Source organism: Bradyrhizobium sp. SBR1B, from assembly GCF_014198205.1.
GTDB lineage: Bacteria > Pseudomonadota > Alphaproteobacteria > Rhizobiales > Xanthobacteraceae > Bradyrhizobium.
Map to the genome: position 1 here is coordinate 189,219 of NZ_JACIHC010000003.1, position 14,516 is coordinate 203,734.

Genomic DNA, 14,516 nt, shown 5'->3' on the forward strand with positions numbered 1-14,516 from the left:
TGGCCTTCAACCTAAGGCAAACACGGGCGTCTGGCGACCGTCATGGTAGCACGGCCTTCGGCCGCGACGGTAAGCGCTTAGTCGCCGAGGCCAATTGCTCGAACTGGCCACCCCAACCAATCCAGGAGCTATGTTGCGTTCGCTTCAGATGTAGAACTTGAAGGGCAGCGGAGCATGGGGCGTGATCGGGCCTGCTGTCAGGATCTCGCCTACCAGATCGGCGAAGCGCAGGGTGACCGGCAGGCCGTCGCAAAACTCGGCGCCGTTGAAGTTGAGCTTCGTCAGCGACATGACGTCCCGCATCACCCGCTCAATGTCGGCCGTGCCACGCCTGATCTCGACCGTCAGCGGATTTGGCACCTCGCGACCCGGATAGGTCCTCAGCCGCGGAATATACCCCCGCGTCCAGAGGTAACCCGACGTCTCGGACGTCACGACTGCCGTGCCGCGCATCACGGCGTTGGCGCCGTACCGAAAGACCTTGATGTCGGCGTTGTCGCGGATCTGGATTCCGACCAACTTCGTCGACTGCGGGACCGCGCTGGCGAATCCGGCCCATTCTTTGGCTTCGAAGTTCGTCTTGCCATGGATGAAGAGTTCTTTCGGCGCCTCGCCGTGATTGTCCTTGTACGCGCGGACGATCATCTCCATCAACTTGGCCGCTTGGTCCTGATCAAGGTGGAAGGCGTCGTTCGTCTCCGAGTACCAAGGCCCGACGGCTCCCCTGAAGACGAGACCGTCTCCCGACCCGAGGAACATCTGCGCGCCGCAGCAAGCGTTGTCGCGCCCGCTGGGCCGATCGATCCGCTTGAACACAAGACCCACGTAGCAGACGCCATCGCGAAGGTCCGCGATGCGCCAAGGCCGACCGCCGATCTTGTAGAAGCTGGTGGTCGACAGATTCCAGGCGATGGTTGCGGGATCCTGCATCTGCGCCTTAGCCTTCTCGGTTGGCGGGTCGAGCGTGGCTTCCTTGACGACCTGGATGACTTGGCCGGTGTCCATCACCCGAGCCTTGAGCTGGTTGTGGAAGTTCAATTCGTATTCGTAGACGGCTGCCGCCTCCATCTCTTCCGGAAACATCGAACCACCGGTCAGAATTGCGCGGGCCGCCTTCATGCCGAGATGGCGCGTGCCCGGCGTGCGAAGCTTCAAGGGCACGGTCGATTTCGGGCGCCCGTACTTGTAGACATCGTCGGGGACGACCGCGAACCACAACTGAGGCCTCGCGTCTTCCTCGCGGAGGTATTTCCTCAGAGCCGCTTCGTACAACGCGACCGCGGAATAGACCGCCTGGTGCCGGTCGGCTCCGAGAATGCGGCGGCTGAGCTCGGCCGCGTCGATCATGCATGTCGCGAACGGCTTGCCCGGCCAGGCAGCGCCGTAGACCGCCTCGAAGCCTGGCCAGACGAAGGTGTTGGCGTCGTTGCGCTTGCGGTTCGGCGCCGGCGGTGGCACGTCGATGAATTTCTCGATAGAGGCGATCCACTTCGAATACTTCTCGAGACCGGCCGGCGTCGCGATCACGCCGACATCCATGCGCGCAGGATTCTGGCCGGACGCGACCGGACCGAACAGGAAGAGACCGTCCTTCGGATGCTCGGCGCACTGGTCGTGCCCGAACGACAACCGCGGTTCGTCGATGTGGATCGCGCGCCAGCCTGTCGTCATTCCTCGTCCTCGTCGTCGATCCCGTCGTCGGGCTCGTCGCCATCATCATCTACGTCGTCCGGCTCCTCGGGTTCGCTCTCTTCGTCGGTGACATCCAAGTCAAAGGGCATGCGCATTTCCGCCGTGAGCTTCAGACCGTCACCGGCGACGGTCCAACTCCGATGCTCACCCAACGCGATCAGCACGCTCTCCGAGCCTGCGCCGAAGAACTCGAAGAAGGCTTGCCAGAGCGGTCGCCACACGTGGTTGAACCAACTCTTGCAGAAGCGCCGCCGCAGCTTGGTCATCTCGCCGGCGTCCTGCAGCGGCGTCTTGCCGTCCCTGGTGAAGACGACGTAAGGGCGCAGCCGCAGCGTCGGGGCCTCGCCGAGGCGGACGATCGCCCGCATGCCGAGATGCCAGTGCGCGTTAAGCCTTTTGCTCTCGCCGACGACCTGCTTGTAGGTCCGCTTGCCTTTTGCGTTCATGTAGTAGACGCGATCGTCGATGAGCAGCCCTTTCGGAAAGAACATGACCGTTCCGGCGGACGCGGGGTAGGGAAGCAGCCCGCGCGAGGCGAGGTGCGCCTCGAACGATTCCCGAAGCATCCGGACCGCCCAGGAGTTCGCGTCGCGGCGCTGCGGCCCCACGGGATCCGTTAGCTTGCCTTCCAAAAATGTGGAGAAGCTCGCCGTCCCGCGGAGCGATACGGTCATCTCGGGAGGCAGATGCGCCTGGATCTCGTGCGCAGCGGCGAAGCTGACCAGCAGTCTGTTGTGCATCGCGTGCGGATGCGGAACGGTCTCGAGTGCCTGCTCGAACTTCTTGTTCTCGCCCTCGTATTCATAGAACGAGATCTCGTCCGGTAGTCGGGCTATCGGCATGATGCTGGTAAGCAGCGGCTCCTCGCCGCGCTCTACGATCACGTCGGACCGCACGGAGGCTTGCCGCCACCGATCAAACTCGGCGGAAAGGTCGGTGACCGCACGTGGCACATCTGCCTTTGCCAGTGTGTTGACCAAGTCAGCAAGCTTCCCGCCCCATCCCGTCGTGAAGTCGATTGCGTTGAGCCGATGGATCTGGATCGGTAGGTCGCCGAACGCGATGTCATCGATCCGCACCGGAATTACGAAGTCCGGATCCTTGAGGGACTTCTTGACCGCGTCGGCCACCGAAATCTCGTTCTGAACACCCGTGCGGTTCGGGTCGCAACTGGCCTTCGAAACCACAAAGATCACCTTAATGGTTCGCTTCCGCAGCGCGTCCTCGATGCTCGTCCAAAACGGTGTACCACCAGCCAGATCGAAGATGTCGGCCCAAACCTTGAACCCAATGCCTGTCAGTCTGGTGCCGAGCCAGCGTACGAACTCGTTGTCGTCCGGAGTAGCGTGGCTGATGAAGATGACGTCACGCTCGGACAATTCGAGGCTCCCGGCCGACCTTCCCGTCGGCACTAACGTTCCGTGGGCAGTATTTGCGGACCAGCGCCCCGACCCCGCGTCTTTTAGCGTCGACCTCGCCCAGCCTCGCTTCTGCCGACGAGAGCCGCCGACGCATCAAGGTTGTACCGCGGCCGGGCGCTATCTCTCAGCAACATTGTCCTCAACTGACGGGAGATTCGGCAACCGTCGTTTTTTCGCTTTGCCGGCTTTTGTTGCGACGCTCGCAGAAACCTGAGGGAAACTACGGACTCGACTCTTTTGTTCGTGATATGTTCTAATCGGGCATGACCCATCGACCCGCGAGCTGGCGCATGCCCACGCCCCGACAAAGGGAAAAGATGGCCCGTGAGGTCGGCAGAAAGGCACCTGCCACACCCGGACCGGCGCCGAGCGACGACCTGCCGCCTGAATACTGGCAGGCGCTTCTAGACGGCCCTTTCGCCGACCGGACCAATCCCATCGCCCGTGCGTCCGGACGCGCGCTGCGGTTGGACGAAATTCCACCGCATTTACTGAGGGTGGGCTGCCGGCGCTGCGGCCGAACCGTCGAGATTCAGAAGGCCGACGCCATTCGGCTGTACGGTCCGGATGCCGTTTGGAAGGACGTCGGCCAGCGGCTGCTGGACAACACGTGCACGATCCGGACGGGTCGCCATGAGGAAGACGGCTGCTGGCCGTCATACGACTGACGGCGGCCGGCCGTGGCGCCGAAGCACCATCCCACCCCGCTCAGCGGTGGCGACCGCAAGGCCCTGCAGAAGGAGCTCGGCCGGGCCCGCGCCATGACCGGCATCCTCGCCTCCCAAGCCGCCGAGGCCCGCGCCAAAGGCGAGGCCCTGATCCGTCAGGCCGACAAGCTGCTCGCGGAAAGCTGGAACGAGCGCATGTGAGCCGACGGCGAGCCGATCGATCCGTCGCCGACCGTCGACCAGGCAATCAACGGCGGCTATAGCTGGCTTCAGATCGAATGCTCGCGCTGCAAGGCCGCTCGCGACGTCGATCTGGCCTCGCTTGCTCACCCATCGACGACCTTCGTGCACGACCTGGCCAGCCGGCTTCGTTGCAGCAAATGCGCCAAAGCCGGCAGGCGCCCGGCCGCCACCCTGCTGCAGCTGGCCCAGCGCGCCCGGCATCCGGATCCGGAGACCTAAGCGTGTGTAATCTCTATTCGATCACCACCAACCAGGCCGCCATCAGCGCGCTGTTTCGAGTCGTCAATCGGTACGTCGGCAATCTCGCGCCGATGCCCGGCGTCTTCCCCGACTACAAGGCACCGATCGTGCGCAATGGCGCCGATGGTCGCGAGCTCGCGACCGCAAGGTGGGGGATGCCGTCGTCCCAGCAAGCTCTCCTGCAGGCGACCAAAAAACGAGCCGAGAAACTGCAGGCGAAAGGGAAGACGGTCGATTTCAAGGAGCTGCTGCGGCTGGAGCCGGACAGCGGCACCACCAACATCCGAAACGTGAAGTCGAAGCACTGGACGCGCTGGCTGGGTCCGGAGCACCGCTGCGTGGTGCCGTTCAACTCGTTCAGCGAGTTCAATAAGGCCGAGGGGGGCGACATCTGGTTCGCGCTCGACGAGACCCGGCCGCTCGCCTGCTTCGCCGGCATCTGGACCGAGTGGACATCGGTCCGGAAGGTCAAGGAGGGCGAGACCACCAACCACCTCTACGCGTTCCTGACGACGGAGCCGAACACGGAGGTCGCTGCGATCCATCCGAAGGCGATGCCGGTGATCCTGACGACGCCCGAAGAGGTCGAGACCTGGATGACCGCGCCGGCCGACGAAGCGCTGAAGCTGCAGCGGCCGCTTCCCGATGGGGCGCTGCGGATCGTTGCCCGCGGCGTCAAGGAAGATCAGGCTGCCGCGGCCTAGTCTCAATCGCTGTCTTCGCACTGCTTGAGCTTGTCCACGACCGCCGAACTCTCGACGACCTTGCCGTCGCGGCTGAGCGGCACGTACGCCGCCTTGCGGCCCTCGGCGTCAGTTACTTCGATGACCTGCGGCATGGTGTCGGGGTACTCGCCGGCGTGTTCTCTGGTCTCCACGCGATAGCCCTCGAAGCGCATGTCACTGCCGTCCATGCCCGGATCCTGCGGCCGCTTTTCGGGCGGCATCGGCGGCAGGTCGGGATCGGCCGCATTCCGAGGCGGCAAACTCCAAGATGGCGGACTTCGATCGAGAAGGCGCCTAAGCTCGTCGACGGCCTCGCCGCGGCGTTCGAGCTCCTCCACCGCAGCGACGACCTCGTCGCGATCGAGAACGTCGAGAAGGTCGTTGACCGTCCGCTCGCAGTCCCGGTCGCCCGGTTCCACGTAGCGCGCCAGGATGGCCTGGGCCCGGTCGACGGCTTCCAGTACCTGCTTTTCCGCGGTCATCGGCCAACTCCACGCAACTCGCACTCGCCGATTCAATGGGCGCACGGACGCGTTGTTCCTCTGTCGGCGCAGCCCGGAACACGTGGAAAAGCGCAGCCCCGGTGATTTCGAATCCCTGGGCTGTGATAGCAGCGCGGAACGCACGGCGGCCGACAAGGATTCGTCGAAGGCCATGGAGCTATTTCGATGCTGATGTTCAAGGAAAGGCGGCCCGTGACCCGGACGCTGCGGGGCTGGGCGATATCGGTGCTGCAGGAAGCCGGCGCCATCCGCGAGTGCGAGGAGCACGGCTGGGTGCAGGACCGCGCCGATCCGCACGCTCGCGAGCGCGCCTTCGAGATCGCACGTCAGGATTCGCCGAGCGGCTTGTCTGCGGAAGAGGCTGTCGCCGAGGTCCGGGATGTTCTGGATTCGATCGGAGACTCCTGCCCGGAGTGCCCGCCCGAATAGACCGCGGCTTCAGCTACCGGGACGTTTTCGACGCGCGTGCGCGAGTTGCCGACCTTCTTGGCGGCCTTCTTCACCGCCGACGCAGAACGGCCGGTCTGCTTCCTATTCGTACGACACCTGTAGTTCTGTCCGCCGGCCACGCGCTGCCGAAACGGACTGACGCTCACATACTTCGCCTGGATGCGTGGCAAAACAATCGCCACGATCCAAGCGGAGCCATGACTCGCTGCGAGAGCTGAACCCTCGTCCTGCGCCAGCTCTTACGGGCGGACCTGAATGATCGTCTTACCTTGACGTCGCTGGGCCGAGTTGAAGGTGGCGACCGCATCGTCGAGGGAGGAGACCTTTCCGATGTTTGTCCGCAGTCTTCCGTCCCGCACCCTCTGGACGATCTCACTCAATTGACCACGATCGGCCTCCACAACGAAGTCGATGGCCAAACCGTCTTGCGGCCGAGCCTCCGCCGGGCTGACGACAACACCAGCGTCCCTCCGGCCCTGACGACCGCTGCAGACTGCTTCTGGATGTCGCCGCCGATGACATCGAATGCAAGATCGACGCTGCCGACATCTTTGAGGGCGTCATTCTCCAGGTCGACGAATTCATTCGCGCCGAAGTCGAGCGCTTTCTGTCGGTCGGCGGCACGCCCTGTTCCGATGACATAGGCGCCGGCCTCTCGCGCGAGTTGAACGACGAGAGAACCGACCGCGCCGGCCGCACCGTGCGCAAGCACGCTTTGACCTGCCTGAAGACGGCCGTGCTGGAAGAGCCCTTGCCAAGCGGTCAAGCCCGAGATCGGCAAACTTGCGCCCACCTTGAAGTCGACATCGCCAGGCAATGGCGCGAGATTGCGCGCCTCGATGGCAATGTATTCAGCAAGCGAGCCATCGCGGTACCAGTCGGCAAGGCCGAATACGCGCTGTCCCACGGACAGTCCCGTCGTGCCGTAGCCAAGCGCCGTGACGATGCCGGCGAATTCATGCCCAGGGATCGACGGAGTTCTGTCCTGTTCGCGGCGATCGGTCCAGGTCGAGGGCCATTCCAATTCCGTCGGAACGAATCCCGACGCGTGAACCTCTACGACGACGTCGTTGATCGCTGGTTGAGGTTCGGGCCGGTCCACCAGCTTCATCCCGCCAAACCCAGCAGCTTGGTTCGTCACAATAATCGCTTTCATCTTCGACTCCTTTACGTGTGGTGTTTTTTCAGGTTCCGGACTTCCCGACCGTGCTCAGATCGAGCCGGCCGGTGCCACCGCGGGGAAGTCCCTGTCGGGATGGAACACGTTGTTGAAAAAGTTCGTCAGCGAGTACATGGCGACAAGCGCGACGATCTCCATGACGTTCGCATCCGTGTAGCCGGCATCGCGGACGGCTTGCAGATCGGCGTCGGTGATATGACCACGGCTCTCGATGATCTTGCGTGCAAACTGGACGGCGGCATCCCGCTTCGGGTGGGTTGCGTGACCCTTTCGGGCGAGGATGATGTCCTCGGCCGGCAGCTTGGCCATGCGTTCCGCCGTGAAGCTGTGCACCGTCAGGCAGTAGTCGCAGCCGTTCACTTCGGAGACCGCAAGGCCGATGCTGTCGCGCGTCTTGACGTCGAGCGCCTTGCTCAACGAGCCGAGCAGAGCGGCCCATGCGTTGAACGCGATCGGACTTTGCGCGAAGGTCGCCAGCATGTTTGGCGTGAACCCGATGTTCTCAGTGAACGCATCGAGGGTCGGTTTGGAAGCAGCCGGCACGTGTTCCGGCCTCGGAGCAGCAGCTCTGGCCATGATGTTTCTCCTTGGATGATTGATTTCGGGGTTGGTTATGCGAAGTGCAGCACGTCGGCCACGGGCAGACGCGGCTTCTGCGGCCAGTTGCCGGGTCGCTCCGGCCCGACGGTCAGCAGCATGACCGGGATTTCGTCTTCGGCCAGGCTGAACTCTCGTTGCACGGCTTCTGCATCGAAACCGATCATCGGTGTCGAACCGAGGCCCAGCGAGCGGGCTGCATAGACGATGGCCGCGGCGCCGAAGGTCGCGGTGCGTACGGCCTCGTCGCGCTGGCGCTGCGGGTGATTGTCGTAGAGGCCGCGCGCAGGCCCCTCCCATTCCGGCACCAGATGTGCCGGCATGATTCCGGCTTCCACGACCGGTGCCAGGCGCGCAGGGACGGTGCTGGCATCAGCCAATTGGCCGATGATGATGAAAGTCACGGCCGCTTCGATGATTGCGGGCTGATTCCAGGCGATCGGAAGCAGCCGCGACTTCGCTTCGGATGAGCGCACGGCGATGAAGCGCCAATTCTGCAGATGGAAGGATGTTGGCGCTGAAGTGCCTATCCGCACCAGGTCGCGGATCTGATCATCGCTTAGAGTGGCGGTCGAGTCATAGTACTTCGCAGCACTGCGGCTCAGAATGGTTTCGATGACGGCGTTTGTCGGAAGCTTTCCCCCGAGCCAGCGGGAAGTTTCGCGGTGGGCAGCGGTTGTCGCGGTGTCGTGCATTGGGTGACTCCCTCATCAGGTGATAACGGAGCCCAACCTACTGACAGATTTGATCGTTTCGAGCCTCTATCGGCTCAAATTGATGCTCAAAAGGATCGTTCTGGGGACGACCCGGACTCATCGCCGTTGTGCGCCAGTCGGCGCCATTCCCCTGGTGTCATCCCCATCCTCTCCGCAAATACACGCCGGAATGCCGAGACGGATTGATACCCGACCCTCTCAGCCACATCTTCCGTGCTGATCCTTGGCTTCTTGAGCTCGTTGGCGGCCATGCTCATGCGAAGATCGGTCAACAGATCGAGGGCGGAGCGGCCCAACTTGTCCTGAAACTGGCGCATGAATGTCGCGCGTGACATGCCGCATAGATCGGCTAGATCGGGAAGCTTCCAAGGTCGCGCAGGATCCGCAAACATCGCCGCAATCGCCGGTGCCAATCTCGGATTGCCAGCAAGGGCCAACAAGCCTTCGGTGGATTGGCCGGCTTCGCTCGCGGCGCGCAGAACGAGAGTGAACAAAACCGAAGAAAGCGCGTTGAGAATGGCGCGTCCTCCCGCTCTGTCACCAGCCGACTCCAATCGCATCAAGCTCACCAGTCCGGAAAGTTGACTCGATGCCGACGCGATGTCCTCTTGCCCGTGGTTCTTCATAGCCCGCACGACCAGATTTGATGGCAGGTAGTTGCGGATCAATCGATCATGAGGTGGCACGACGAAAAATCGTCCGCAGAGCAGATCGAGCCGCTCCCCGGATTCATCGTTCTCGCTCAACATCCATCCAGCGGAGCCCCTGCTCTGGTGCGTGCTGACGGGCGTTTTGCCGCTGCCGTCGTGCAACGTATGCGATGAACCGTGAGGAAGCAGCACGATATCTCCGCTCTCAAGCTCCTGCACCGTCTTCGAATCAGGATCTTCGAAAATGGCGCGGCCCTTGACTATGACATGGTAGGGGATCTCGTTTGCCGCTGCCCTGGGCCAGATAATCCGCCATGGTGCGCCGTAGGCGCAGCGGACCTCAAGTTGGCCGGTAACGCTGATGATCTGCAGCAGATGACTCAACCAGTCGCTTTGAGACATAAGACCTCAAGACGTGAATCGCGACGGAGCATATCAATTTAGCGGCTCCTCGGCCAAAGGCTTGGCGTTCTGTCCTTCTCCAGCGCGGCGCTCGACAAACGAGCGCAGAGCGCGGAGAACCGCTTGACCAGACGGACGAACCTTTCTTGCGAGGTCCGCGTCAAACTCGAACCAGCGCCCTCTATGCGGCCAAGCCGCCAGATGGAGCACGTCGACGCTTCTGATAGGTAGTTTCCAACGACAGATCGCCATGCGCTGGCTCATTCCCGCCCTCCAAATCGTCATCGCGTTCGCGAGCGCGTTCAACGTCATCCGTTTCAGGTTGGACAACCTGCTGATAGAGGGGGCGGCCGAGCTCGATCGACTTACGCTTGCGGCTCTCGTCGCAATCGCCGTGCTCACGGCTGCCGTCCTCGCTCTCTTCTGGCGAGTTCCTGCCGTATTGCCGCGGCGCGCGCCGCTGGCGTTTCTTATGGTCGCGTTGAGTGCGGTGTGCGGCTTTGTGCCGCAAACACTTCAGAAGCAGCGCCGTGCCGCGGAGTACGTTGCAAGCCAGGCGCGAGAAGAACATCGCGATAAGGTGTTGGCGCGCGAACTGCGCTGGTGGGCCGAGGATATCGATAAGCGCATCGCTGCGTCGCATCCGCTTGAACAAGATCAAGCATGGGCCCTTCTCGATGCCGTCAGCAGCGCCGGCGACAGGGACGATGGCCCTAACCCTCAGAGCGCTCGAGCACTGGAGCTCCTGCGAATGGCCCTTGCGGCGAGGCTCATCGACGTCAACGCCGATGAACCCGGCCATCGGCTCAAGGATCCGATAGCCCGACCGCTGTTTCTGCAGTTCTACATGGAGCGCATCGGGCCTCTCCGGTATTCGCTTGCGAGGCAGGATTGGGAGATCGTGCGCCTGCTCGCGAGCAGTGCCGAGCTTTCGCGGTCTGATGCTGCGCCCCTGCTCGCAGATCTCAAGAAGACAGTGGTGCCGGGTCCGTCGCGTTTCATCAGTCTTAAGTAGGCTCGGGCGGAGCCAAAAAGCAGGCAGGGGGATGCACCATCTCGCGCGATCTTGCCGACGAGCGCAATGAAGTGCCGACACCTTCTGCGCCTGACAAGGTCGCGCGGATCCATGTGTTCGCTAGGGCTTCGTAGGGCGACTATCGACATCCGGATTGCGCATCGAATTCTCGAAACGATTTTGTTTCGTTCATCCAGTCGGAGGCTCGAAATCGTAGGAGATGCGTCCGGCCGGCAGATAGAACAGCGCGATCACCGCGCCGCCCCTGACCTCGGGATAGTGCCTGCTGCCCGGATCGGGCGCCGTCCAGCCCGGGCCCTGCCAGCCCTGCAATCCCTTCAACTCCGCGCCCTTGTTCAAGGGCACCACCAGGTTGAGCTCGCCATAGGGATGGCCATGGTATTGTCCGCGCAACACGTCGTGATCGTCTTCGTCCTTGAAGCGGCGCGGATCGGCGCTGTTCATGTACACGGCGGTGATGCTGAACTGGAACGTTTCGGGAGTGGGCTCCAGGATGCGGCTGCGCCGGTAATTCGGGCCGTCCACCTCCTGGTTTGCCGCCCATCGCTCCTCGACCCCGATTTTGATCAGGCGAGCCAGATCCTGGTAGAGCGCGCTATTTTCGCCATATGTCTCGTTGAGCCAACGTTCCATCTCGGCGCCAGGCGTCATGTCCTTGACTTCCCGGAGAAACGGAATGCTGCGCTGAATCAGTTCTTCCCGGCTTCCCATTGCGATCTCTCCTCTTCGACTATTACCTTTCGAATCCTACGAACGTGGCGAACTCATCAATGTCCGCCCGCGGCATCAATCTATCCGGCCGCTCAACTTTGGCCTTGCCGACCGAGATGCCGCACACCACCATCTGCTCCGCAGGAATTGACAGCAGCGGACGCAAAATACGATGGTATTTTGCGAACGTTTCCTGCGGGCAAGATTGAAGCCCGCGTCCCGCCGTCGCGAGCATGACGCTCTCACGAACATTCCTAGGTCGAGCCAGCTTCCGACTTCCAGGCGACGGTCGATGGTCCCGATCAATCCCACCGGCGCGCCGAAGAATGTGTAGTTCTTCGCGGTTTGTTTGAGTCTCGCCTCGAGATCGATTTGAGCGATTCCGAGCGATTCGTAGAACAACCGGCCAAATTCTTGCCGCCGTTTAAGGTACGGGTCTGGTAAGTCGCTGCCGTAGTATTTGTATTCCGAGACGTGCTCGTCGCGCGAATTTTCGTGCGCGTCCAGCAGCGCCGTCGAGACTCTGTCCTTGGCCGCGCCAGCCAGCACGTAGACGTGCCAAGGCTGGATGTTCGCCCCGCTCGGCGCGAACCGCGCGATACGGAGGATCTGCTCGATCGTCCGTCGCGGACCGGAGTGCTGCAAAACTCGCGGCACGCAAACGGCCCGGCCAAGATCTGATCGATCGGGCTTTGCGCAACGACACCACCCTCACGCCTGCCGACGGTGGCTCGTTCAGGACCCGACATCATCGTACGGTTGGTATCCATCTCGGCCTCCTCGGCTCGGAGCAACGAACGCTCAGTGCGGCCAGGCTGAGCCAAGGATGATCGAGCAGAAGTTCTGACGGACATAGTTCGTGTCCTTGAGCGCCAGGACGTCGGCCTTCACGTTTCCAAACGTCGTCAGCGGCTTCTTGATGATGCCGCTGGCGAAGTGATCGATGATGTTCTCCTTGAAATTTGTCTCGCGCGGATGATGGACGCAGACATGGTCGCGCTGTTCATGCGTGAAGTCGTGATAGGCGATGCCGAGCACGTCCATCTCCACACCGGCGGTCACCAGCGCGATGGTCGGACGCATATGCTCGGGGATCCCCGGCGTGGTGTGGAGCGCGATGGCTGTCCAGACGTCCTCGACGTCACGCTCGGGGACGCCGTAGCTTTTCATGAAGTTCCGAGCGGCATTGGCGCCGTCGACCTCGAAGCGCAGATCGGGGCTCGAATATTTCTCGGTGAGACCCAGATCGTGGAACATAGCGCCGAGGTAAAGCTGCTCCGGGTCGTATTTCAGCCCGCGGCGCTCGCCCGTGAGCGCGCCCCACAGGAAGACACGGCGACTATGGTTGTAGAGCAGGTCGTCTTCGGTATCGCGCACAAGCTGCGTGGCGGCGCGCGCGATGGCGCTGTCAGGCACGCGGATGCCGGCGATGATCTCGGACATGGAGCAATCTCCTCGGTTGAATAACGGGCTGGTTGCTTGTCGGGATTAGGCAACAGAGCTCCGCTCCGGACAACAAGCGGGATGCTACGGATCAGGACAGCCGTACGTCGTTTCCTGACAAAGGGCCGCTCTGAGGCTTCGGGGCAGTAGGAGCCCGCAGTTTTGTGCTCGGTTAGCTCGCGAACTATTCCGTTTCTGCTCGCCGGAAGCTGGCGCGATATTGGACAGGGGTCACGCCGAGACGGGTGCTGAAGACAATCCTCATCCGATCCGCCGATCCGAAGCCGCAATCGAAGGCAATGGCCTTCAGCGGTCGGTCGCTTGCTTCCAGCATCATGCGCGCGGCATCAATACGGGCGCGCTCGATGAATTCGTGTGGTGTGGTCCCGGTCGCCTGCCCGAAATGCCGGGCCAGATTCCGGGGGCTCATTCCAGCGACAGCGGCAAGCGACTCCAGCGTGTGACGATCCCCAATGTTCGCCATGACATGGTCCTGGATGCGTGCGATGGGCGATTCAGGATCGGCAGGTGCCGTGAGATAGGGACTGAACTGCGACTGTCCGCCCTGGCGCTGCGCAACCACGACCAGCCGCTTGGCAACCTTGAGCGCCGTTTCCGCGCCGTGCCGCTGCCCGACGAGCGCCAAGCCGAGATCTATCCCAGCCGTCACACCCGCCGCGGTGATCAGCCGTCCATCCCGCACATAGATCAAGTCCGGTTCGACTTTCGCCTTCGGGAATCTCGCCGCCAGCGCCTGTGCATCCTGCCAATGGGTCGTGACTCGCCGATCGTCGAGGAGTCCGGCATAGCCGAGCACAAAAGCCCCTGTGCAGATCGAGCCATACACGCTCGAGCGCCACGGCAGCTCCTTGACCCACTGAAGCAGGGACGGTTCGGGCTCCGCTTCCGGTGGCGTCGGAGTGCCGGCCACCAGAACGATGTCGAAGCCGCCCGCCGCCTCCTCGAAGGTCAGGTCGGCGACCATGCGTATGCCGTTCGACGCGCGCAGCGGATCGCGGTGAGCAGCAACCAATACGGTTTCGTAGCGATCCGCGCTGCCGAGAAACGTGTTCGCCTCACTGAACACGTCCATCGGACCCGCCACGTCCAGAGCCTGAACCCCCTCACAGACGACGATCGCGACAGCTTGTACCGGCACCTGCTACTGCCTCTCCACTCTGGAGGCATATTATGCAGGTAGTCCGGCCCCCGCAAATGGCCTGCGCGATCCGGGAGGCAACAGAACGAACATTCGCGCATCCGGGATCAACCAGGGGCTATAGACTTCTAGCAGTTGGTTTCGCTGGCGTAGCCGCCAACCAAGTGGTCCTTGCAACTCCCCAAAAGGACCGTCACGGCCATTGGCGAGCTCGTCGCGCCATTATTGCGATCCCGGCGCCTTGTCTGGCGTGGTCAAGGGCTCGTCCTTGGATTCCACGACGAAGACCGCCAGCAAGCTGGCGGACTCGTTGTCACTCGCGTTCTCACTGACCCTGTGATGTGAACCGGGCATTTCGTAAAAGCTTTCGCCTGCGTGATAGATCTTCGCGGGTTCGTCGCCGACTTGACTACGGATGATCCCGGACAGCACATAGGCGTAGATAAAAGCTGACGCTGCGTGGTGATGAGCGAGCGATTTGGCTCCGGGAGGATAAGTCACCGTCACAGCAACCAGCCTCTTTCCCTCGACATTCGGCAGTGCGTGCGCGAAGGCGACTTTCACCTGCTCCCGGTCCTGCGCGATCGCCGGCGAAGCTCCCAGGGTGATCGCTGCTACTATCGGCGGGACGGCGGCCGCTCGCAGTGCTCTTCTCGCTGCTTTTGCCAACACACCTCGAC

Annotated in this window: 15 protein-coding genes and 3 pseudogenes; 5 read left to right on the forward strand and 13 right to left on the reverse strand. The window is 62.4% G+C overall.

The features are described from left to right. Positions 1-144: 144 nt before the first annotated feature. Positions 145-1,671: a hypothetical protein gene (locus GGD61_RS09215; RefSeq protein WP_183230582.1), complete on the reverse strand. Its 1,527-nt coding sequence runs from the start codon at positions 1,669-1,671 to the stop codon at positions 145-147. Beyond that, positions 1,668-3,071, reverse strand: coding sequence for a toll/interleukin-1 receptor domain-containing protein (locus tag GGD61_RS09220; protein ID WP_210311012.1), 1,404 nt, complete (start codon positions 3,069-3,071; stop codon positions 1,668-1,670). The genes GGD61_RS09215 and GGD61_RS09220 overlap by 4 nt, the downstream gene beginning before the upstream one ends. A 305-nt stretch (positions 3,072-3,376) precedes the next feature. On the opposite strand from GGD61_RS09220, the gene GGD61_RS09225 reads away from it, so the two are divergent. From GGD61_RS09225 to GGD61_RS09235, 3 genes and pseudogenes are all read left to right on the forward strand, one after another. After that, positions 3,377-3,781, forward strand: coding sequence for a hypothetical protein (locus GGD61_RS09225; RefSeq protein ID WP_183230584.1), 405 nt, complete (start codon positions 3,377-3,379; stop codon positions 3,779-3,781). A gap of 12 nt (positions 3,782-3,793) precedes the next feature. Beyond that, positions 3,794-4,243 (forward strand): annotated as a pseudogene (locus GGD61_RS09230) (hypothetical protein). A gap of 2 nt (positions 4,244-4,245) precedes the next feature. Further along, positions 4,246-4,968, forward strand: a complete 723-nt coding sequence (locus GGD61_RS09235; protein WP_183230585.1) for an SOS response-associated peptidase — start codon at positions 4,246-4,248, stop codon at positions 4,966-4,968. Between the two features lie 2 nt (positions 4,969-4,970). Here the strand turns inward: GGD61_RS09235 and GGD61_RS09240 are convergent, their stop codons facing one another. Next, complete coding sequence (locus tag GGD61_RS09240; protein WP_183230586.1) at positions 4,971-5,471, reverse strand: hypothetical protein; 501 nt, start codon at positions 5,469-5,471, stop codon at positions 4,971-4,973. A 186-nt stretch (positions 5,472-5,657) separates the two neighbouring features. Here GGD61_RS09240 and GGD61_RS09245 point away from each other — a divergent pair, with 186 nt between their 5' ends. After that, the gene (locus tag GGD61_RS09245) at positions 5,658-5,921 is read left to right on the forward strand and encodes a hypothetical protein (protein ID WP_183230587.1); all 264 of its coding nucleotides are present in this window, start codon (positions 5,658-5,660) and stop codon (positions 5,919-5,921) included. Between the two features lie 26 nt (positions 5,922-5,947). Here GGD61_RS09245 and GGD61_RS40420 read toward each other — a convergent pair. The 5 genes and pseudogenes from GGD61_RS40420 to GGD61_RS09265 form a co-directional block, all read right to left on the reverse strand. After that, positions 5,948-6,112: pseudogene (locus tag GGD61_RS40420) on the reverse strand (DUF3606 domain-containing protein); the annotation flags it as partial. Between the two features lie 69 nt (positions 6,113-6,181). Continuing rightward, positions 6,182-7,098 (reverse strand): annotated as a pseudogene (locus tag GGD61_RS09250) (NADP-dependent oxidoreductase). 54 nt (positions 7,099-7,152) lie between these two features. Then, positions 7,153-7,698 (reverse strand): carboxymuconolactone decarboxylase family protein, encoded by a 546-nt coding sequence (locus GGD61_RS09255; protein ID WP_183230588.1) that lies wholly within the window; start codon positions 7,696-7,698, stop codon positions 7,153-7,155. 35 nt (positions 7,699-7,733) lie between these two features. Next, positions 7,734-8,414 (reverse strand): nitroreductase family protein, encoded by a 681-nt coding sequence (locus GGD61_RS09260; RefSeq protein ID WP_183230589.1) that lies wholly within the window; start codon positions 8,412-8,414, stop codon positions 7,734-7,736. An 86-nt stretch (positions 8,415-8,500) separates the two neighbouring features. Continuing rightward, positions 8,501-9,487: an AraC family transcriptional regulator gene (locus GGD61_RS09265; RefSeq protein WP_183230590.1), complete on the reverse strand. Its 987-nt coding sequence runs from the start codon at positions 9,485-9,487 to the stop codon at positions 8,501-8,503. Positions 9,488-9,737: 250 nt separating this feature from the next. On the opposite strand from GGD61_RS09265, the gene GGD61_RS09270 reads away from it, so the two are divergent. Beyond that, positions 9,738-10,502 (forward strand): hypothetical protein, encoded by a 765-nt coding sequence (locus tag GGD61_RS09270; RefSeq protein WP_183230591.1) that lies wholly within the window; start codon positions 9,738-9,740, stop codon positions 10,500-10,502. Positions 10,503-10,691: 189 nt separating this feature from the next. Here the strand turns inward: GGD61_RS09270 and GGD61_RS09275 are convergent, their stop codons facing one another. From GGD61_RS09275 to GGD61_RS09295, 5 genes are all read right to left on the reverse strand, one after another. Further along, the gene (locus GGD61_RS09275) at positions 10,692-11,234 is read right to left on the reverse strand and encodes a DUF4863 family protein (protein ID WP_183230592.1); all 543 of its coding nucleotides are present in this window, start codon (positions 11,232-11,234) and stop codon (positions 10,692-10,694) included. 75 nt (positions 11,235-11,309) lie between these two features. Further along, on the reverse strand, positions 11,310-11,891 hold the full coding sequence (locus tag GGD61_RS41620; protein WP_409362457.1) for a nitroreductase family protein: 582 nt from the start codon (positions 11,889-11,891) through the stop codon (positions 11,310-11,312). Between the two features lie 144 nt (positions 11,892-12,035). Then, positions 12,036-12,677, reverse strand: a complete 642-nt coding sequence (locus tag GGD61_RS09285) for an HD domain-containing protein (RefSeq protein ID WP_183230593.1) — start codon at positions 12,675-12,677, stop codon at positions 12,036-12,038. 184 nt (positions 12,678-12,861) lie between these two features. Beyond that, complete coding sequence (locus tag GGD61_RS09290; protein WP_183230594.1) at positions 12,862-13,836, reverse strand: GlxA family transcriptional regulator; 975 nt, start codon at positions 13,834-13,836, stop codon at positions 12,862-12,864. Between the two features lie 222 nt (positions 13,837-14,058). Continuing rightward, the gene (locus tag GGD61_RS09295) at positions 14,059-14,481 is read right to left on the reverse strand and encodes a cupin domain-containing protein (RefSeq protein WP_183230721.1); all 423 of its coding nucleotides are present in this window, start codon (positions 14,479-14,481) and stop codon (positions 14,059-14,061) included. Positions 14,482-14,516 lie beyond the last annotated feature (35 nt).